Raw genomic sequence first — 20,259 nt, 5'->3', positions numbered from 1 at the left:
GTGGCGATCGAAGCTCATCATTTCGATTTCATGCTGGAGGCGATCCGCGAGGCGGAGGCCTCGATCGCGCAGGGCGGCCTGCCGATCGGCGCCGTGCTGACGCGCGACAACAAAATCATCGCCCGCGGCCACAACAACCGCGTGCAGGAGAACAATCCGATCCTGCATGGCGAGATGAGCTGCCTGCGCGAAGCCGGCGCGATCTCGTTTCACGATACCGTCATGTACACCACGCTCTCGCCATGTTCGATGTGCGCCGGCGCGCTGGGGCTGTTCAAGGTCAAGCTCGTGGTGATCGGAGAGTCCGTCACCTTCGAGGGATCCAAGGACATTCTCGACAAGTTCGGCATCCCCTGGATCGATCTTGCCGACGACCGCTCGATCACCATGATGAAGAATTGGCGTTCCATCCCTGCCAATGAGCGCCTGTGGCAGGGCGACATCGGCAACTAAACCTGGTCTGTTCGTCTCCGCTGTCGGAGACGGATTTTTGCAAAGTTCTTCTTGAGGTCAGCATGCCCATCAACATCCTGATGCCCGCTCTCTCGCCGACGATGGAGAAGGGCAACCTCGCCAAGTGGCTGAAGAAGGAAGGCGACAAGGTCAAATCCGGCGATGTCATCGCCGAGATCGAAACCGACAAGGCGACGATGGAGGTCGAGGCCATCGACGAGGGCACGATCGCCAAGATCCTGGTGCCTGAGGGCACCCAGGACGTCCCGGTCAACGACGTGATCGCGGTGCTCGCCGGCGAAGGCGAGGACGTGAAGGCGGCGGGTGCCGCCAAGCCCAGCGCTTCGGCCGCACCTCCGAAAGCTGCCGAGGCTCCTGCTGCCGCGCCTGCTCCCGCAGCTGCGCCTGCCGCTCCCAAAGCCGCGCCGCCGCCGGCTGCTGCACCTGCGCCGCAGGCCCCAACTCCGGCCGCGCAGAGCAACGGCCAAGGTGGTCGCGTGTTCTCCTCGCCGCTGGCGCGGCGTCTCGCCAAGGACGCCGGCATCGACGTGTCGATGGTAACAGGCACCGGCCCGCACGGCCGTGTGGTCGCGCGCGACGTCGAGCAGGCCAAGTCGGGCAAGGGCCTCAAGGCGCCTGCCGCGGCACCGTCCGGTGCGCCCTCGATCGCGCCCACCATGTCGGACAAGCAGATCCTGTCGCTGTTCGAGCCCGGCTCCTACGACATCGTCCCGCATGACGGCATGCGCCGCACCATTGCGCAGCGCCTGACCGCGTCGATCCAGAACGTCCCGCACTTCTACCTGACCATCGACTGCGACATCGGCAAGCTGCTCGCTGCGCGCGAGGAGATCAACGCTGCCGCGCCGAAGGACAAGGAGAAGAAGCCGCTCTACAAGATCTCGGTCAACGATTTCGTCATCAAGGCGATGGCGGTGGCGCTGCAGAAGATTCCGAACTGCAACGTCAGCTGGACCGAAAGCGGCATGGTCAAGCACCACCATTCCGACGTCGGCGTCGCCGTGGCGATGCCCGGCGGCCTGATCACGCCGATCATCCGCAAGGCCGAGACCAAGACGCTCTCGACCATCTCCAACGAGATGAAGGATTTTGCCGCCCGCGCACGTTCCCGCAAATTGAAGCCCGACGAATACCAGGGCGGCACCACGGCGGTCTCCAACCTCGGCATGTACGGCATCAGCCACTTCACCGCCGTGATCAACCCGCCGCATGCGACCATCCTCGCGGTCGGCACCAGCGAGGAGCGGCCCGTCGTGCGCGGCGGCAAGATCGAGATCGCGCACATGATGAGCGTGACCTTGTCCTGCGACCACCGTGCCATCGACGGTGCGCTCGGGGCCGAATTGATCGGCGCCTTCAAGCAACTGATCGAAAACCCCGTCATGATGATGGTCTGACGCGGCGGCAGAGGGCGCAATTTTGCATGTCCGTACCCGCTGGCCATGGATATCGCTGCTGCTCGGAGCCGCGGTCGCGCTCAACCCGATCGGGCTCGATTTTCTGCACTCTGCGTTCTTTGCCGGTGAGCAACTGGCACGGAACATCGCCCAGCCCATCGTGCTCATCGCTCTGGCCGTCATGGTCCTGGCGGTGATGCTCGAATGGCTGGTGAGGTCTTTTCTGGTCAAGCGCCGCGCCCGCGGCGCCTCTTGAGTTGAACGGGAGCCGCCATGGCCGATACATCCTTCGACGTCATCATCATCGGCTCCGGTCCCGGCGGCTATGTCACCGCCATCCGCGCCGCCCAGCTCGGCTTCAAGGTCGCGATCGTCGAGAAGTCGTATCTCGGCGGCATCTGCCTGAACTGGGGCTGCATCCCGACCAAGGCGCTGCTGCGCTCGGCCGAGATCTATCACTACATGCAGCACGCCAAGGACTACGGCCTCTCGGCGGAGAAGGTCTCGTTCGACCCGAAGGCCGTGGTGCAGCGCTCGCGCGGCGTCTCCAAGCGGCTGAACGACGGCGTCGGCTTCCTGATGAAGAAGAACAAGGTGAGCGTGATCTGGGGCGCGGCATCGATCGACGCACCCGGCAAGGTCACCGTGAAGAAGTCCGACGTCGAGGGCCCGAAGGGCGCGCTGGGCGAGGGGACCTATCAGGCCAAGCACATCATCATCGCGACCGGCGCGCGGCCGCGCGTGCTGCCGGGGCTCGAGCCCGACAAGAAGCTGGTCTGGACCTACTTCGAGGCCATGGTTCCGGAGCGGATGCCGAAGTCGCTGCTGGTGGTCGGCTCCGGTGCGATCGGCATCGAGTTCGCCTCGTTCTTCCACACCATGGGCTCGGACGTGACGGTGGTCGAGGTGCTGCCGCAGATCTTGCCCGTCGAAGACGCCGAGATCGCGGGCCTCGCGCGCAAGCGCCTGGAGAAGCAGGGCCTCAAGATCATGTCCTCGACCAAGGTGACCAAGCTCGAGAAGAAGGCCGACAGCGTCGTCGCCACCATCGACGACGGCAAGGGCAAGCCTGTGACCACCGAGTTCGAGCGCGTGATCTCGGCCGTCGGCGTCGTCGGCAATATCGAGAATCTCGGCCTGGAAAAAGCCGGCGTGAAGACCGACCGCGGCATCATCGTGGTCGACGGCTACGGCAAGACCAACGTCCCCGGCATCTACGCCATCGGCGACGTCGCGGGGCCCCCGATGCTCGCCCACAAGGCCGAGCATGAGGGCGTGATCTGCGTCGAGGCGATCAAGGGCCTGCATCCGCATCCCATGGACAAGAACCTGATCCCGGGCTGCACCTATTGCAACCCGCAGGTCGCGTCCGTTGGTTTGACGGAAGCCAAGGCCAAGGAGAGCGGCCGGGAGATTCGCGTCGGCCGCTTCCCCTTCGTCGGTAACGGCAAGGCGATCGCGCTCGGTGAGGACCAGGGCCTGGTCAAGGTCATCTTCGACAAGAAGACCGGCCAGCTCCTTGGCGCCCACATGGTCGGCGCTGAAGTCACCGAGCTGATCCAGGGCTACGTCGTCGCCATGAACCTGGAGACGACGGAAGAAGAGCTGATGCACACGGTCTTCCCGCATCCGACCCTGTCGGAGATGATGAAGGAAGCCGTGCTGGATGCGTATGGAAGGGTGTTGAATATTTGATGGAACGAGGGCTGCGGCACAGCGCGCTGCCATCAGTTCCGTCATCCTGAGGTGCGAGTTCGGCGGCGCACCGCGCCGCCGAGTGAGCCTCGAAGGATGAACGGCCGAGATGCAGCACCCGGGCTCGTCGCCCTTCGAGGCTCTTCATCCGGCGCGATGCGCCGCATGAAGCGCACCTGGGTGACGGGTCTGATAGCGAAATACGAGAACAAGAAAAGGGAAGAAGAACCCATGCACGACAACGACAACCTCACCATCGAACGCCCGACCTTCGTCACCCATCTCGAATGCGCGATGGAGGGCGACCATTACGCCGCCGACCAGGTCCACAACCTCTCCAAGGCGGGCAAGCCGCTCTTGGTGCGCTACGACCTCGCCGGCGTGAAGAAGGCGCTGACCAAAGACGCACTTGCGCAGCGGCCCGGTGACATGTGGCGCTACCGCGAGCTGCTGCCGGTGCGCAAATGCAAGGACATCGTCTCGCTCGGCGAGGTCACCACGCCGCTGATCCGGCTGCCGAAGCTCGGCAAGAAGTTCGGCGGCGGCGAGATCATCGTCAAGGACGAGGGCCGTTTGCCGACCGGCTCGTTCAAGGCGCGCGGCCTCGTGATGGCGGTGTCGATGGGCAAGGCGCTCGGCATCAAGCACATGGCGATGCCGACCAACGGCAACGCGGGCGCTGCGCTGGCGGCCTACGCCACGTCCTGCGGCATCAAGACCACGATCTTCTGCCCGGCCGATACGCCCGAGGTGAATGTCAGCGAGATCGAGCTGCAGGGCGCGACCGTCTACCGCGTCAACGGCTATATCGACGATTGCGGCAAGATCGTCGGCGAGGGCAAGGCCAAAGTCGGCTGGTTCGACACCTCGACGCTGAAGGAGCCGTACCGCATCGAAGGCAAGAAGACGATGGGCCTCGAGCTCGCCGAGCAGCTCGGCTGGGACGTGCCCGATGTGATCTTCTATCCGACCGGCGGCGGTACCGGCCTGATCGGCATGTGGAAGGCCTTCGACGAGCTCGAGAAGATCGGCTTCATCGGTTCGAAGCGCCCGCGCATGGTCGCGGTACAGGCCTCCGGCTGCGCGCCGATGGTGCGGGCCTATGACGCCGGCACCGAGCATGCGACACGCTGGGAGGACGCCCACACCATCGCCTCGGGCATCCGCGTGCCGCAGGCGATCGGCGACTTCCTCATCTTGCGCGCGGTGCGCGAGAGCAAGGGCTTTGCCATCGCGGTCGACGACGACAAGATCTCGTCGGCGCTGAACGAGGTCGCGCGCGAGGAGGGGCTGCTGCTGTGCCCCGAGGGCGCCGCCACCTACGCTGCCTACAAGGACAGCCTCGCCGACGGCCGCGTCTCGAAGGGTGACCGCGTCATGCTGTTCAACTGCGCGACCGGCCTGAAATATCCGCTGCCGCCGGTCACCCGCACGCTCGACCGTCACAAGCCGATCGACTACACGCAGTTCTAGCGCGTCATTTCGTCTCTTCACGAACGATCCCTCTTCCCGTACGCGGGAAGAGACAAAAACAAGAACGACATCGCTGGGGAGAAGACAATGACGAAAGCCGTCTGGGCTGCGCTGTTTGCTATTCTCGCTGTGACCGGCGCCGCGCGCGCCGATGACTATCCCTCCCGTCCCATCACCATCATCGTGCCCTTCTCGGCCGGCGGCCCGTCGGATGCGATGGCGCGTGTGCTCGCCGAGCGGATGCGCACTGCGCTCGGCCAGCCCCTCGTGGTCGAGAACGTCACCGGTGCGGGCGGGTCGATCGGCGTCGGCCGCGCCGTGCAATCGCCGCCGGACGGCTACACGATCTCCTTCGGCCATCTCGGCACTCACGTCGCCAACGGGGCCGTCTACAAGCTCAAATACGACCTCGTTGCCGACCTCGAGCCGGTGGTGCTGCTGCCGAGCAATCCGATGATCGTCGTCAGCAAGAACGCGGTGCCCGCGACCTCGTTGAAAGAGCTGATCGAATGGCTGAAGTCCCGGCCGTCGCCGCCGACAGCGGGCACCGCCGGCGCCGGCTCCGGCAGCCACATCGCCGGCGTCTATTTCGAGAGCGTCTCCGGCATCAAGCTGCAATACGTGCCGTATCGCGGCACCGCGCCCGCGCTGAACGATCTCATCGCCGGCCAGATCGACGTCATCATCGACCAGACCTCCAACTCCATCGCGCAGGTCCGCGCCGGCACCATCCGCGCCTACGCCATCACCGACAGCAAGCGCCTGTCCTCGGCGCCTGAGATTCCGACCGCGGAGGAGGCGGGCTTGAAGGGTTTCAACATGACGCTGTGGTCGGGCATGTGGGTGCCGAAGGGCACGCCAAAGGAGATCGTTGCCAAACTCAATGCTGCGGCGGTGGAGGCGCTGAACGATCCGGCGGTGAAGAAGCAGCTCGAAAGCCAGGGGTTGGAGATGACGCCCAAGGACCAGCTCACGCCCGAAGCGCTCGGCACCCGTCAGAAGGCCGAGATCGCCAAATGGTGGCCAATGATCAAGGCGGCCAACATCAAGGTGGATTGAGCACGACGCATGGCCGCAGGCGTGTCCTGGTCTGGGGACCCGGCGGGACGGGGCGCCGTCGCTTCACATCGTGGCGTCGCCGGGGTCCGACAGTGCGGTCTCCAGGCACTGGATCAGGGCCGGCGTTGAAAACGGCTTGGCGAGAAAGCAGATCGCGCCGGCCCTCAGTGCCCGCTCGCGCACGGCCTCGTCCGGAAAAGCCGTCATGAAAATGAAGGGCGTGATGCGCCCGAGGCCGCGCATATGCGTCAGCAGCTCGACGCCGCTCATGACCGCCATCTGCACGTCCGTGATCACGCAGCAGGTCGTCTCCAGTTCGGCGGATTGGAGAAATTCGTGAGCCGAACCAAAGGTGTAGACCGTGTACCCGCGCGACGTCAGCAGGTTGTTCGTCGCAAGGCGAACGGAGGCATCATCATCAATGACGGAAACGATCGAAGACGCTGACAATATAATCGCTCCTGCACGGGGAGCCGCCGGCCACGATTCAGCCGCTCGAGGCAAGGTGGGCCACCGGAGCGAGATTGGAAAGCATACTTAGGTTTGCAGATGACCCCTGTTGCGCGGGATTCCGAGCGCGTCGGTCATTCTGACGAGGTCGGCCAACGACTTCGCCGCCATTTTCCGCATGATCTGGCCGCGATAGATCTTCACGGTGATTTCGGCCAATCCAAGCTCGGCGGCGACCTGCTTGTTCATCAGGCCGGACGCAACCAGGGCGAGGACGTCGCGTTCGCGCGCCGTCAGCCCCTCGTAACGGGATCTCACGCCTGAGATCGACTGCTCGGCATCGCGCCGCTTGCGATCGCGTTCGATCGCCGCCTGCACCGCATCCAGCATGTCCTGGTCGCGCACCGGCTTGGTCAGAAAATCGACGGCACCGCTTTTCATGGCTCTTACGGTCATGGGAATATCGCCGTGACCGGTGATGAAGATAATGGGCGTGTGAATATTGGCTTTGGCGAGGTCCGCCTGGAGGTCGAGGCCACTCAAGCCGGGCAGGCGGATGTCGAGCACGAGGCAACTGGGGACTGCAGGCGGTTTCGCCTCCATGATTTCCGCCGCCGAACTGAAGGCTTCGACCTTAAGGCCGACCGATTGAAAGAGATTGGTGAGCGCACGGCGCATCGACGGATCATCATCGACGATCAGGACGATCGGATCACCGGCGCTCGCCTGGGCCTGCTTGGCATGATCAGTCACGACGTGTCCTTGTTTGGCAAGGGCAGGGCGATCTGGAATGTTGCACCACTCCCTTCATTTTGAATGGCCGAAAGCCGGCCCGCATGAGCCTCGATGATCGATCGGCAGATCGAGAGTCCCATTCCCAGACCGCCCGATTTGGTCGTGAAGAAGGGAGTGAAGATGCGTTCCTTGACGTCTTTGCCAAGGCCGACACCGCTGTCCGTCACGGTGAGGAGCAGGCGGTCGTCGTCCGTCCGGCTCGAGCGGATCGCCAACTCGCGCGGGCGGTCGACATTGGCATGCATGGCATCGATGCCGTTCACCACCAGGTTGATCAGCACCTGCTGAAGCTGGATCCGGTCGCCGCAAATCCTGGGCAGGTCGGACGCCAACTCCATTCGCACCGACACCGCATGGATCGCCAGCTCGCGCCGAACCAGCGCCACTGCCTCCCTGACGACCTGGTTGATGTCGAGTGGAGCCATCTCGATCTCGGTCTTTTTCGCAAGCGCCCTGATCCGGCGGATCACCTCGCTTGCCCGATTGGCGTCCTCGACAATCCATTCTGCGGAACGGCGCGCGGCCTTCAGGTCGGCGGGGTCGCGGTCAAGCCAAGCGATGCAAGCGTCCGCATTGGAGATCACCGCGGCAAGGGGCTGTGTGATTTCGTGGGCGATCGAGGTGGTCAGTTCGCCGAGCGTCGTGACGCGGGTGACGTGGGCGAGCTCGCCTTGCGCCTTGCGCAGCGCCTCTTCCGCCTGCTCGACGCGGATCGCCGCCGTGACGTCGCTGCTGACGCCGCGATAGCCGAGAAAATTGCCTGTCGCATCATGGAACGGCTTGCCGCTGGTTCGCACGTAGATTGGAGATCCGTTACCATCCCTGCTGCGGTAGATCAGATCGCGGAACGCAACGTGGGCATCGAGCGCCACGCGATGCTGCTCCCATTTCTCCGGCTCGAACTCGGCGTCGGGCGGAATGTCCCAGCGGGTCAGGCCGATCAGGCCCTTCGGCGCCGCGCTGGAGGTTTCGGCATGCTCCGATATCCTGGTAATGCGGTGGTCCGGCCCGGTCTCCCAGAACCAATCCGATGCGGTTTCGGCATAGTCGCGGAAGCGCTGTTCGGATGTCTTGAGCTCGTCGAACGCCTTATGCAGCGCATCTTTCGCCGCGAACTGCTCGGTGACGTCCACGTGCGTGCCGATGATTTCCATCACCTCGCCGTCGCGGCCGATCACAGGATGTCCCTCGCTGTGGACGCGTCTGATCGAACCGTCGGGGCGCGCAATCCGGAAGTCGATCTGGAAGGGCTGCTTTTGCCTGACAGCTTCACGTTCCACCTCGACAATCCGCCGAAAGTCCTCCGGCAGGATACGTTGCTGAAAAGCCCGGGCCGGGAGATCGGTCTGGTCCGGCTCAAACCCGAACAGTCGGTACAGTTCAGCCGACCGGTAGGCGAACTCCTGACGATGAACGTCCCAGGCCCAGCTGCTCGTCTGGCTGAGGCGTTGGGCTTCGGCCAGATAGGCTTCGCTGCGACGCAGCCTCTGTTCCGCTTCCTTCGCAATCGTGACATCGGTCACCGCTCCGACGAACTCGATGCGCCCGGATGGGTGCCGCACGGCGCGCGCCACGGAATGGAGATATTTGATCGATCCGTCGGGCATCAGCAGGCGGTATTCGTGATCGAAATCCTCCGCCAGCCGGTAGGCCCGATCGAGGGTGCTGCGGACTATGTCGCGATCTTCCGGATGGATGCGCTGAAAGGCGAAGTTCAGGGTCGGCTTCGTCGCAGGATCGCATCGGAAGATGCGGAAGGTCTCCCTCGACCAGACCGCCTCGCCGGTGGCGAGGTTCAAGCCGAAGCTGCCGGTGTGGCTCAATTCCTGGGCCTGGGCGAGATAGGCCTCGCTCTGTCGCAGCGCATCCTCGGTCTCCTTGCGCTGGGTGATGTTCTCGCAAGCGACCAGCAGGATCGGCGTGCCGTCGCCGCGCAGCATCGCCTTGGCGTTTTCGCGGACCCAGAGCACCGACCCGTCCTTCCGGAACTTGCGAATCTCCCAGGTATGCGACTGGTCCACGGTCGTGAGGCACAAAGCGACGCATTGACGAACGAAGTCGTGGTCTTCCTCGAAGAAGACGTTCAGCACGGATTGGCCGATCAGCTCGGCCGTCGTGTAGCCCAGTTGTGCGGCGCCAAACGTATTCACGTTGAGCACCGTTCCGGACGGATCGACCATGAAGTACATGACCGGATTGTGCTCGAACACCTCGCGCCATTGCTTCATGGCGTCACGCAGATCGGTGTTCTGCCGCGAGGCGTCAGCGACCGCGGACCGGTCCTTCTCGCCGTTGCCGAATGATCGAAGCGCCGCAAGGCCGCCGAGCAGGAATTGTGCGGCCGAAGTCCCGATTTTCGTGATTTGGCCAGGCATCATCGCAAGCGTCCCGGCGCGCTAGCGTCAAGGCGAGTAGAGCACTTTGCCAGAACAGGGGCAATTGCCCCCGACCAAAGTCGGATTCTCGGCAAAACTCCCGGTTGCCGTGCAGCTTGCGCGCGTTGCGCCGTGTCGTTGCGCAGGCGGGCAGAGGTCCGCAAAACTACGGCCAAACCTACGTATAGCTCGCACAACCCTAGTTCTAGCGTGCATTTACCTCCGTACAATTGAGCGATGCGTTGCAGTCGGCCTAGTTTTGCAGCCAATCAAGAGGAGACGATTGCGGAGCACAAATTGCTGAAGGCTCGGCGGTGTTGCCCCCAACGAGCCAGGCTCTGCATCCGCCCCCTGACTTGCCGGATGAATTGGCGGTCACGATTGAGAAGCCGCATTTTCCGTGACGACCGTGGCGACCCGTGCTTGCGCACAAGGAAGCCGGGACCCCTAAGAGGTCAAGAGGAGAGGATGATGTGCGATAGCCCCGACTACTCCGAGCGCCGTCCTGAGACCAAAGGCTGTGCTGTCTGCGCGGCGAAGTTTGGCCTGATCCGATACTATTCCTGGCGGACGCCGCTCTGCTCGAGGAAATGTCTCGACCGGTTCAGGGCGCGCCGCGAGCGCGACCGCCGCTGGTTGTTCCGATATCAGGCGGCCTGAGGACCAGCCGCCGCGTCTGCCACCTCAGGCAATTTCTTCGTCGGGAGGCTGCGTTGAACCGTACCTGCAAGCTCCTGTTGGCGATCGCGCTGCCGCTTCCGCTGGTGACGGGCGTGGAGGCCGACGAAGTCGGACAGGATGGTTCACATCGTCACCATCCGGCTCAGGATCAACTGCTGCACGAGAAGTTCTATTCGAGCTGGCACATGCCGGACAATCCGGTTCTGAGCTGCTGCAACAATGCCGATTGCTACCCGACCGAGATTCGCTACGTCGACGGCAGGATCTACGCGCGGCGCCGGGAAGACGGCAAATACATCCTGATCCCGTCCCAGAAGGTCGAGCGGAACAGAGACAATCCCGACGGCCGCAACCATATCTGCGCGCCACCGCCGTCCGCCTCTCTGGTCGACTTGGTCTACTGTTTCGCGTTGGGAGGTGCCACGTGAGATTCATATTGGTGAACGGCAGAACCCCGTTCCGCAAGACGTCGTGCCTTTGGTGCTGCGAGGAGATCGATGGTGGCTATCTGCGCGATGCCAGGACGCTGCTGCGCTACTGCGGCTACGATTGCTACGCGCTTCATCACGAGGCCGCGCCGTTGATCGAGGGACGTACGCGCGCGGCATCTTGAGCCGTCAGGCTGGCAGGACGCATTCGGCAGGAGAGGACACGGCATTGAGATTCATGCTCGTCAATCGGGAACATCCCTGCCACGGCGGCGTCTGCAGCGCATGCGCGCGGCCGCTGGGTGCGAGTTACGTCCGGCATGTGTCCAAGCAAGAGCGGTATTGCGACTACGGTTGCTACCGTCAGCAGACGGCCATGGACATGCTGTGGCCCCGCATCCCGTTCGAGGCGATCGCGGTGCTGACGGCGATCTCGAGCTGGGCCTGGATGATTCAGATGGGCGCGCTGTCGCGCTCATTGGCCGAGGCATATCTGCGCGAGTACGACCTTCTGACCATGGAAGGAGGTGACGGCTAACTCGATGACGGCCGCGCAGAACAGTCGGCCGCAGTCCCGCGTCCAGCCCGCGCCGCGTCCAGCCCCGGCGGTGGCGAGGCTAGGGTGAGGGGGCTGCGGCCGATCCCGTTGGTGCCGCGCTCACTTCCTGCGTCGTGACGCGCTGGTCGGACTTGCCGGCGACCATGCTGCTGCCCTCGAACCTGGCGCGGTACACCAGCACGTTCTCGATCACGCGCTGGACGTAGTTGCGCGTCTCCGACAGCGGGATGCGCTCGACCCAGTCGACCGGATCGACCTTGGGATCCCTGGGGTCGCCGCGGGCCTGCACCCATTCGCGCACGCGGCCGCGGCCGGCATTGTAGCCGGCAAAGGTCATGATCTGGTTGCCGCGATATTCCGACAGCAGCGCGCTGAGCTCGGCCGCGCCCATTTGCGTGTTGTAGACGGGATCGGAGACCATCTTGTCCCAGTCGTAAGTCAGGCCGAAGCGCTTGGCGGTGTCGCGGCCGGCTTCAGGTGTCACCTGCATCAGCCCGACCGCATTGGCCGGCGACTTGTCGCGCTGGTCGAACGAGCTTTCGGTGCGCGCCACCGAATAGATCACGCTGGTCTCGATCGCGGGCGCGACCTGCTGGTGCTCGGGGATGCCGATGGTCGGAAAAGCGTAATGGTCGAGCGCGAGTCCGCGCGCCAGCGCCGACTTGCCGACCTCAAGCATCACGCGCGCGTCGCGGTGTTGTCCGGCGAGTTCGCCGAGGCCCTCGAGGGCCGCGACGTCGGTGCTCTCCTTGGCGTAATCCTCGGCGTAATAAAACACCGTGTCGCGCTCGCCGATGCCGTATAGCATGTCGGCGGCGCGCACGCGCTCGTCTGCGGGCGGAGTGTCGAGCGCGGCCAGCACGGGCGAGGGCGGTCGCAGCTCGATGCGATCGAGGCCGAGCTTTGCGCGCGCAAGCTGGCCGTAATAGGCGGTCGGATAGCGCGCGGCCGCCCGGTAGCTCATGCGCGCATCGGCCGTCGCGCCCATCGCCTCGGCGGCACGGCCGCGCCAGTAATGGGCACGCGACAGCGCGATCGGATTGGCCGAGCCTGCGTCGATGGCGGCGAAGTGCACCATGGCCGCCTGGGGATCGCTCAGGAAGCGCAGCGCGATCCAGCCGCACATGAAATGATAGTCGACGCGGTAGACTTCCTTCTCGGGCACCGCGGCCGTGCGCACCACATCATACGCCGTTTTGAACTTGCCCTGGTCGAGCAGCTTGCGCGCGAGCAGGCGACGCTCGCGCCACCAGGCGTCGGTGTCCTGCGCGGCCATGGTGTCGGGCGCGGCGGCCAGGATCACCTCGGCGGCATCGTCGATGCGGTCCTTCTGGAGGTGCCATTGGGCGCGGCACAGCACATAGCCGAGATCGCGGCGCGCTTCAGTCGGTACGTCCTCGAGATAATAGTTGGCCTTGCTGGCCTTGCCGGTGACGGCGGCGCAGGCCTTGACGATCGCCAGCGCATCCTCGCCGAGCCGTTTTGCCGCGCGCCGCGCACCGGCATAGTCCTTGGCGCCGAGCCGCTTGTCCATGCGGGCGCGATGATCCTCGGAGTTGAGCAGATCGCGGAACGCCTCGTAGGAATCCTCCTCGCTGCGCTCGGACAATTCGTCGGTGCGCCAGGCCTCGCGCACGAGGCGGGCAGCCCTGTCGGCGTCGCCTTCAGTGAGCAGCACGCGGGCGAGGGCGAACTTGCCCTTGGCGCTGGTCGGGCGGTCCATGGTGAATTTGTGCACGGTGGCCGCGTCGGCCTTCTCCTGCCACAGCCGCGCCTCGGCGCGGCGGCGGAGCAGGGCGCTGCTCGGCCAACCCGGATTGGCGGCAAGGAAGGCGGCATAACGCTTGAAATTGGCGGTGCTCTCGGAATGGCGCAGCATGAACCAGTCGGCGAGCTTCTGTCCGGCGGGATCAGTGATGCGGTCGCGCGCCGCGCTCGCATCATCCGTCTTGCCCTTGCGCGCGAGGTCGATCGCATCCTTCAGCGCGGCGAGGTCGCCGGTGAGGGGCGGGGCGGCCGGCTTCTCTGACGGCTCGTCGCCGGTCTTCTTCGACTTGCGCTTGGCCTCGGCATGCCTGCCGTGACGGGACTTGGCCACCGCATGACGTTGCTTGCCGGCTTTCGCCTCATGCGATTTTTTCGGTGCGGACGATTTGTGGCTGCTTTTGGCCGCCAGCTCGGTGGGAAGGAGGGCCATTGCGGCCACGGCAACGAGACACGCGAGCGAGCGTAGGCACTGGTTCATCCCATGGTCCCCCTGCGAACCACTACAAACCAAGGTCCGCGACGACATGCGGCTTGAGAATCAACGACATCGAAAACGATGCTACGGCATCGTTTCGCATTCCCCACGCTGTCGCAACAATGCGGCAAAATACGGATGTGACGAGGGAACTTCGGCTCGGGAGCAAAGGTCAGTTCGGTTAACCTTTGTTAACGATCCGGGCCCGCGCGACGGCTTGGCTTGGTTCTGGGCGTCACAAGCCCAGATTGCGCGTGTTCCCGCAGCCAGATCCGGTGTATGGAGTTCCCTCGCTCCGTCCCTTTGGCTTTTGTCCTTCTATGCCGATTTTCAACCAGTCGATCAGGCGCAAGATCGTCGGTATCGCCCTCGGATTGATCGTCCTGATGCTGGTCACCTCGATCCTGTCGATGGTGATGTCGAGCCAGGTCGGAATCCTCCTCGACGAGCTGACCAACCGCTACATCCCGGCCTATGGACATCTGGCGCGTGCCAACATTCGCTCGCTGGAGCGGTCGGTGGCGCTGCGGCGAATGGTGATGATGAAAATGCAGGCGCCGTCGGAGGAGGAAGCCTACGCGGCGCGCTTGCGAGAGTTTGAGGAGGCCGATCGCAAGATCGACGACGAGGCGGAGGCCGCACGCACGCTCATCAACGCGATCATCGACGATTCCAGAACGCCGTCCGACAATGCCGGGCTGGCGCGGATCGAGACGCGCATCGAAACCGCGCTCACCGAACTTCGGCAGGCAATGAATGAGGATCATGCCAAGCTGCTCAAGCAGGTCGATGACAAGCAGATGACCGAGGTGCGTGGCACGCTGGAGCATCTCGATACACTGCGCGATCAGTTCAATCAGAGGATCGACACCATCCGCGCGGACATGTTGAAGCAGGTCTTTGCCTCGACAAGGACAGTGATCGGCCGTCAGCATCAGGCGATCGTCATCTCCGCCATTGTGACTGTGCTCGCGGCGATCGTCGGCTTTGCCTTTGCGCTCCTGGTGTCCAGCGGCATCACGCGCCCGGTGCGGCTGCTGCTCGCCGGCACCCGCGAAGTCGAGGCCGGCCGCTTCGACAAGACCATCACCGTCTCCACGCAGGACGAGATCGGCGAGCTCGCCGCGGCCTTCAACCGCATGACCGAGCAGCTCAGGCACAACGAGCGCATCCGCGAGACCTTTGGCCGCTACATCGATCCCAAGGTGGTGCAGGGGCTGATCGACCGGCCCGAAGTCGCGATCGACGGCGAGCGCCGGGTCATGACCATCATGTTCTGCGACATGAGCGGCTTCACCTCGATGAGCGAGGGCATGACCCCGCGCGGCCTCGTCAGGGTGATGAACCACTATTTCACGGTGATGTCCGGACCGATCAGGGGCAATCGCGGCATCATCGACAAATATATCGGCGACGCCATCATGTCCTATTGGGGCCCGCCCTTCATCGAGGAGGACGAGCAGGCGCTCCTGGCCGGCATCGCCGCAACCGAGATGGTCGACCAGGTGCCCGCGCTGCAGAAGCAGCTGCCCGACCTGCTCGGCATCCGCGCCATGCCGGCGCCGTGTGACCTGCGGATCGGCATCGCCACCGGCGAGGTCCTGACCGGCAGCATCGGCTCCGAGCTGATGATGAGCTTCACCGTGATGGGCGACGCCGTGAACCTGGCCTCGCGGTTGGAGGCCGTCAACAAGGTCTACGGCACCCGCATCCTGATCTCGCAGGCAACTGCTGACGCGATCGGAGCGCGGCTCGAGCTGCGCGAGATCGATCATCTGGCGGTCGCCGGCCAGAGCGCGCCGCAGCCGATCTTCGAGGTGATGGCGCGGGCGGGCGCACTCACCGGCGCGCAGGACAGCCTGCGCGCGCATTATGCCGAAGCGCTCGCTGCCTATCGGGCCCGCCGCTTCGACGAGGCGCGCGCCGCCTTCAACGCCGCGCTCGAAGCCGTCCCCGGTGACGGCCCCTCGCGCACGATGCTCGGCCGCATCGCGCAATTCGAGGCCAAGCCGCCGGAAGAGGGGTGGGACGGTGCCTGGCGGCTGGAGCAGAAATAGCCGTTTTTGTTGACCCAGCCCGCCCTGTCCGGAAAAAACGTTTCTACTCGATAACGATGTTCGCCGTGACCTATTTCCCGGGCTTAGGTTGGATGTCCTTGAGGCGTTTGACGGGGACACGCCGATGACGGAACTTCAGGACAGGCTGGAACGGTTCGAGACGCTCACCGCCGAATGCGAGCTGATCGCCAAGCTCGCCACCGACAGCACCAAGCGCGAGTTCTATCTGAAACTCTCGGAACAGTACCGTCAGCTGGCGGTGGACATGCGGCAGGCGATCGCGACCAAGGCTGCTGCCTGACGCCGGCTGCAATCCGTTCTTAAGGTTTGGCGCGCATCCTTGACCTCGCGAGCGATCGCTCGTGGTGGAAAGGCCGGGGTTCGCTGCAATGCAGCGCACCTCGCGAGTGTCATTTGCCATGTTTGACAGGGCAATCACATGCGCCTCGTTGCCGTGATCCTATTCGCGCTCATGACGGCGGCCTGCGACCAGGAGCAGGATATCACCGGCTCGACGCCGACCTGCCCGATGCGGAACTACAGCTACAATCCCCGCGACATGAACCAGTGCGTCAGTGCCTGCAAATCATGCGATCGCGGCACCACGGTAACCTGCACCACCTCCTGCACCCTCAGGGGCGCGCGCTGAGGCCACCGCTTTCTCGCAGCGCACCCAGCGGCGGTGCTGGGACACCGGAACGATTCACTTGGGTTAATCATTGAAGCAAGTGGGCAGGACGTGGAGTCCGATGGAAATGGGTATGCTCGATCCCGGTCGATTTCTGGTGTCGTGCTCGCATTGTGATGCCTGGCCGATGGCGGCCAATGTGAAGCGGTCGAGCTGGTCGGCGTCTCCGCACGAGGTGCGCTTTGTCTGCACGCGCTGTCGCCGCGAGGAGACCGCCATCGTCTCGGCCTCCGGCGAATTGACCCCGATCAAGCGCGTCGATGTTCCGCCGCGCGACGTCGCTGTCGCCTGGGCCCAGGCGCAACGGGTGCGAGGGCGGACCTGAGCGCCCGGCATGCACCGGTCGATTGACTCCCGCGGCCAACGGCTCGTAAATGATCGGCGACGGTTCTCCTCACGGAGATCAAAAGGGAATGTGGTGCGGGATTGTCCCAACGCAGGGATTTGTCTCAACGCCACGGCTGCCCCCGCAACTGTAAGCGGTGAATCTTTCGTCTCATGCCACTGGGAATCTCGGTCCTGGGAAGGCGACGAAAGGTCACGACCCGCGAGCCAGGAGACCTGCCGTCAGCCGTGGTCACACGCGAAGATGTCGGTCGGGGAGTACAGACATTAGCTTCACCGGAGCATCCATCGCTCTGCCGTGAAACCTCGTTCGCTGTGACGTGCCACTGACGTCATACCGAGGTTACAATTGTGTCCCGTCTTGTCCCTGCTGCCAGGCGCCTCAGCGCCGGCCTGCTCGCATCCGTTTCCCTCCATTCGCTCGATCTGTCCTCCGCCTTCGCCCAGCAGGCGCTTGCCGAGCAATTGCCGCCGATCGTAGTGACCAGGCCCGACGATCAGAACCGCACGCGCGCCAGGGCGATCGGTGACGGCGAGGCGACGCGGCAGCGGGTGAGGACGAATGACGCGCCGGCAGGCAATGGCGCCGGCTCATCCGGCTCCGGCGGTAAGGCTGCCGCCGGCAGCGGCGGCATCGTCGGGGCCGCCACGACCGTTATCACGGCCGAGGATATCGCGCATTCGCCATCGCAGACGCTTGCTGAGATCATCGCGACGCAGACGCCGGGGGCCCAGATCACGACGCTCTATGGCGGCCAGATCGGCGCCAAGACCAGCGTGGACCTGCGTGGCTTCGGCGCCTTTGCCACCGCCAACACGCTGGTGCTGGTCAACGGCCGGCGGTTGAACGACATCGACATGGCGCAGGTGGACCTCTCCACCATCCCGCTCAATTCGATCGAACGCATTGAGATCACGCGGGGCAATTCCGGCGCGGTGCTCTACGGCGACAACGCGGTCGGCGGTGTGATCAACATCGTTACCAAAAATGGCGTTGGCGGACCGCCCGTGACCGCGCGCATCGAGGCTGGCTTCGGCTCGTTCAACACCAGGCTCGGCAACGTGTCGACCTCGCTCAATTCCGGTCCGTGGTCGACCTCGTTCTACGGCAATACGGTCAGGACCGATGGCTATCGCGACAACAACCGCTATTCCCAGCAGAATGGCGTCGGCAATCTCAATTACACCACGCCCGGCCTGACCGCTTTTCTCACCGTCACTGGCGACAATCAGGAGCTGCGACTGCCGGGCGGCCGCACCGTCGATCCCTCCATCGGCCTCGACGAGCTCAGGGCCAACCGGCGAGGGACCAGCACGCCCTTCAACTACGCCAACCAGCAGGGTTTTGGCGCGACTGCGGGTTTCACCAAGACCCTGGTCAACGGCGTCGATCTCATCGTCGACGGCGGCGTGCGCGACAAGAAGCAGCAGAGTGCTTTCTTCTCCACCCCGACGCCGGTTCCGGCGTTCTTCACGTCGACCTATGTCGGTTCCCATCTGACGACATGGTCGATCACGCCGCGGCTCAGCGTGAAGAGCCTGCTGCTCGGCATGCCGTCGCAGCTCCTGACCGGCATCGACTATTACGATGCGAGATTTGAGCAGAACCGCGGCGCCGGGCAGGGGCTCTCCCCATGGCACAATTACGACCTCAGGCAGCAGACGGTTGCGGGTTATTTCCAGCACACATTCGGAATCGCGCCCACGACGGACATCTCCTACGGCGCGCGTGTGCAGTACGTCAGGCTTGCGGCACGCGACAATTTCGACCCGGCAGCTCCGTTCAACGCCGACATCGGCGCGCTGCCGCTGACGAGCAACGAGACCCAATATGCGCTGCATCTCGGCGCCGAGCATCGCCTCAACGACCAGGTCTCGCTGTTCGGCCGCGTTGCGCGCGCGTTCCGCACGCCTGATGTCGACGAGCGCCTGTCCTCAGGGCCTTCGTTCGATCCCTTTACCTTCGCTGCGATCCCGCAAACGTTCCAGCTCAGGACCCAGACCTCGCAGGACATTGAGGGCGGTGTTCGCATCAAGGGCGGCGGGTTGCAGCTGCAGAGCAGTGTCTATCTGATGGATCTCACCAACGAGGTCCATTTCAATCCGGTCCTGTTCTACAACACCAATCTTGATCCGACCCGCCGCTACGGCTCTGAGACCAGTCTATCCTATCGCGTCAACGACGCCCTGCTGCTGCGCTCCGGCGTGGCCTATACAAGCGCGGTCTTCCGCGAAGGCATCTGGGCCGGCAACGACGTGCCGCTGGTCTCGCGCTACACGGCGAGTGCGGGCGTCACCTGGAACATCTGGCAGAATTACGTGGTGCTCGATGCCACCGCGCGCTTCTGGAGCGAGCGTCGCATGGACAACGACCAGGCGGGCACCCAGAAGCCGATCCCCGCCAACGGCACGATCGATCTCAAGCTCAGCGGCCAGGTTGAGCGCTACTTCTGGTCCCTCAGCGTCAACAACGTGCTGAACGCGCTCTACTACGACTATGCCATCGCGAGCACCTTCACGGACGGCCGCTTCAGCGCCTATCCGCTGCCCGGCCGCACCTATCTGCTCAAGGCCGGCGCAACGTTCTGATTTTCGTCACGCGCCCCTAAATGGACTAGAATTCGAAAGAAGGAGATTTACCCATGGCTCTCAGCATCCTGCCGTCTGGCGACGATCGCTTCCGGCTTCACCCGGTCGCGCCGCGCCTTGCGCCGATGTTCTGCTTTGCGCTGCTGACGGCCTCATGCGCGCTCGCAAGTTTTGCGTTCGCGTGCGCCACGCCGTTCGCGGCCTTCGCCGTCATTGCCGCGGCGATGGTGCCGCAGCGTCCGGCGCTGCTCGTCGTCACCGGTGCCTGGCTCGTCAACCAGACCATCGGTTTCGGCGTGCTGCATTATCCCGTTGACGCCAGCACCATTGCCTGGGGCTTCGTGATCGGCGCGGCCGCGCTTCTGGCGACCGCGGCCTCGTCGGTGGTGCTCGGCCTGCTGCCGCAGGGCCGCACGCCGCTGGCGCTGGCGATCACGCTCATCGCCGCCTACGGCATTTACGAGCTCGCGCTGCTCGCCGCGACGCCGCTCCTCGGCGGCGAGGGCGCCTTCACCGCCGCGATCGTGACGCGCATTGGACTGACCAGCGCGGTCTGGCTCGCCGGCCTCGTCGCGATCTGTGAGATCGTGCGTGTGGTCGACCCGTTCGGACGCAACCGAGCGATGTCGGCCTGAGCGGCGCTCGTAGCCCGGATGGAGCGAATGCGTAATCCGGGCCGCTTGCCCGGCATTTTGCACTGTCCCGGATTACGCTGGCGCTCCATCCGGGCTACGCGACCGAGCCTGTGTCGCCGTCTGTCAATCCTCGTCGCCGAAAATATTCCACTTTACCGAAATTCGGTTTCGGCGTATGTCTTGCGCATCCCGGCTCATCCAAGAGGGGCGATCATGTGTCGTCACTGTCGCGAGCCGGGCTTGCGGTGGACGCGGCAGCGTCGGCATGAGAGGTGCGGGCAGGGCGGGTAGTCCCTGTGAGTCCGTAACCGCGTGCG

General features: G+C 64.3%; 19 protein-coding genes and 1 riboswitch. Of the genes, 15 read left to right on the top strand and 4 right to left on the bottom strand.

The genetic code is table 11. The features are described 5' to 3' along the window. The 6 genes from GA0061098_RS33680 to GA0061098_RS33655 all read left to right on the top strand — a co-directional run bounded on the left by GA0061098_RS33680 (position 1) and on the right by GA0061098_RS33655 (position 6,098). Positions 1-453 carry a nucleoside deaminase gene (locus GA0061098_RS33680; protein WP_028141599.1) on the top strand — a complete coding sequence of 151 codons (453 nt, stop codon included), beginning with the start codon at positions 1-3 and terminating at the stop codon, positions 451-453. Positions 454-515: 62 nt separating this feature from the next. Then, positions 516-1,871, top strand: coding sequence for a pyruvate dehydrogenase complex dihydrolipoamide acetyltransferase (locus GA0061098_RS33675; RefSeq protein WP_091965728.1), 1,356 nt, complete (start codon positions 516-518; stop codon positions 1,869-1,871). A gap of 22 nt (positions 1,872-1,893) precedes the next feature. Beyond that, complete coding sequence (locus GA0061098_RS33670; protein WP_091965727.1) at positions 1,894-2,127, top strand: hypothetical protein; 234 nt, start codon at positions 1,894-1,896, stop codon at positions 2,125-2,127. Between the two features lie 17 nt (positions 2,128-2,144). Beyond that, the gene (gene lpdA, locus GA0061098_RS33665) at positions 2,145-3,566 is read left to right on the top strand and encodes a dihydrolipoyl dehydrogenase (RefSeq protein WP_091965726.1); all 1,422 of its coding nucleotides are present in this window, start codon (positions 2,145-2,147) and stop codon (positions 3,564-3,566) included. Between the two features lie 231 nt (positions 3,567-3,797). Then, entirely contained in the window at positions 3,798-5,039 is a 1,242-nt protein-coding gene (locus GA0061098_RS33660; protein WP_091965795.1) for a threonine synthase, read from the top strand. 87 nt (positions 5,040-5,126) lie between these two features. Then, complete coding sequence (locus GA0061098_RS33655) at positions 5,127-6,098, top strand: tripartite tricarboxylate transporter substrate binding protein BugD (protein ID WP_091965725.1); 972 nt, start codon at positions 5,127-5,129, stop codon at positions 6,096-6,098. 63 nt (positions 6,099-6,161) lie between these two features. On the opposite strand, the gene GA0061098_RS33650 is transcribed toward GA0061098_RS33655, so the two are convergent. The 3 genes from GA0061098_RS33650 to GA0061098_RS33640 all read right to left on the bottom strand — a co-directional run bounded on the left by GA0061098_RS33650 (position 6,162) and on the right by GA0061098_RS33640 (position 9,721). Beyond that, positions 6,162-6,548, bottom strand: coding sequence for a response regulator transcription factor (locus tag GA0061098_RS33650; protein ID WP_091965724.1), 387 nt, complete (start codon positions 6,546-6,548; stop codon positions 6,162-6,164). Positions 6,549-6,635: 87 nt separating this feature from the next. Beyond that, positions 6,636-7,301, bottom strand: a complete 666-nt coding sequence (locus tag GA0061098_RS33645; protein ID WP_018320299.1) for a response regulator transcription factor — start codon at positions 7,299-7,301, stop codon at positions 6,636-6,638. After that, positions 7,298-9,721, bottom strand: coding sequence for a PAS domain-containing sensor histidine kinase (locus GA0061098_RS33640; protein ID WP_091965723.1), 2,424 nt, complete (start codon positions 9,719-9,721; stop codon positions 7,298-7,300). Before GA0061098_RS33640 ends, GA0061098_RS33645 begins: the two co-directional genes overlap by 4 nt. Positions 9,722-10,431: 710 nt before the next feature. Here GA0061098_RS33640 and GA0061098_RS33630 point away from each other — a divergent pair. The 3 genes from GA0061098_RS33630 to GA0061098_RS46410 all read left to right on the top strand — a co-directional run bounded on the left by GA0061098_RS33630 (position 10,432) and on the right by GA0061098_RS46410 (position 11,365). Further along, complete coding sequence (locus GA0061098_RS33630; RefSeq protein ID WP_091965722.1) at positions 10,432-10,827, top strand: hypothetical protein; 396 nt, start codon at positions 10,432-10,434, stop codon at positions 10,825-10,827. Further along, positions 10,824-11,012: a hypothetical protein gene (locus tag GA0061098_RS45315; protein ID WP_165637762.1), complete on the top strand. Its 189-nt coding sequence runs from the start codon at positions 10,824-10,826 to the stop codon at positions 11,010-11,012. The genes GA0061098_RS33630 and GA0061098_RS45315 overlap by 4 nt, the downstream gene beginning before the upstream one ends. Positions 11,013-11,203: 191 nt before the next feature. Beyond that, complete coding sequence (locus GA0061098_RS46410; RefSeq protein WP_245323777.1) at positions 11,204-11,365, top strand: hypothetical protein; 162 nt, start codon at positions 11,204-11,206, stop codon at positions 11,363-11,365. 79 nt (positions 11,366-11,444) lie between these two features. Here the strand turns inward: GA0061098_RS46410 and GA0061098_RS33620 are convergent, their stop codons facing one another. After that, the gene (locus tag GA0061098_RS33620) at positions 11,445-13,631 is read right to left on the bottom strand and encodes a transglycosylase SLT domain-containing protein (RefSeq protein ID WP_091965720.1); all 2,187 of its coding nucleotides are present in this window, start codon (positions 13,629-13,631) and stop codon (positions 11,445-11,447) included. 317 nt (positions 13,632-13,948) lie between these two features. Between GA0061098_RS33620 and GA0061098_RS33615 the strand changes: the two genes are divergently transcribed. From GA0061098_RS33615 to GA0061098_RS33595, 6 genes are all read left to right on the top strand, one after another. Further along, the gene (locus GA0061098_RS33615; RefSeq protein WP_091965719.1) at positions 13,949-15,685 is read left to right on the top strand and encodes an adenylate/guanylate cyclase domain-containing protein; all 1,737 of its coding nucleotides are present in this window, start codon (positions 13,949-13,951) and stop codon (positions 15,683-15,685) included. 124 nt (positions 15,686-15,809) lie between these two features. Further along, entirely contained in the window at positions 15,810-15,986 is a 177-nt protein-coding gene (locus tag GA0061098_RS45305) for a hypothetical protein (protein WP_018320305.1), read from the top strand. A gap of 138 nt (positions 15,987-16,124) precedes the next feature. Next, the gene (locus GA0061098_RS33610; RefSeq protein WP_091965718.1) at positions 16,125-16,334 is read left to right on the top strand and encodes a hypothetical protein; all 210 of its coding nucleotides are present in this window, start codon (positions 16,125-16,127) and stop codon (positions 16,332-16,334) included. A gap of 112 nt (positions 16,335-16,446) precedes the next feature. Then, positions 16,447-16,698: a hypothetical protein gene (locus GA0061098_RS33605; RefSeq protein ID WP_245323774.1), complete on the top strand. Its 252-nt coding sequence runs from the start codon at positions 16,447-16,449 to the stop codon at positions 16,696-16,698. A gap of 43 nt (positions 16,699-16,741) precedes the next feature. Then, positions 16,742-16,956: riboswitch (cobalamin riboswitch) on the top strand. A gap of 113 nt (positions 16,957-17,069) precedes the next feature. Then, positions 17,070-19,307 carry a TonB-dependent receptor gene (locus GA0061098_RS33600; RefSeq protein ID WP_091965716.1) on the top strand — a complete coding sequence of 746 codons (2,238 nt, stop codon included), beginning with the start codon at positions 17,070-17,072 and terminating at the stop codon, positions 19,305-19,307. A 53-nt stretch (positions 19,308-19,360) separates the two neighbouring features. Then, positions 19,361-19,942: a hypothetical protein gene (locus GA0061098_RS33595; RefSeq protein ID WP_091965715.1), complete on the top strand. Its 582-nt coding sequence runs from the start codon at positions 19,361-19,363 to the stop codon at positions 19,940-19,942. Positions 19,943-20,259: the final 317 nt, after the last annotated feature.

It is taken from the genome of Bradyrhizobium shewense (assembly GCF_900094605.1).
In the GTDB taxonomy this organism is placed as follows: domain Bacteria; phylum Pseudomonadota; class Alphaproteobacteria; order Rhizobiales; family Xanthobacteraceae; genus Bradyrhizobium; species Bradyrhizobium shewense.
The sequence above is the reverse complement of the archived record's forward strand: the minus strand, read 5'-3'. Positions and strand labels throughout refer to the sequence as shown.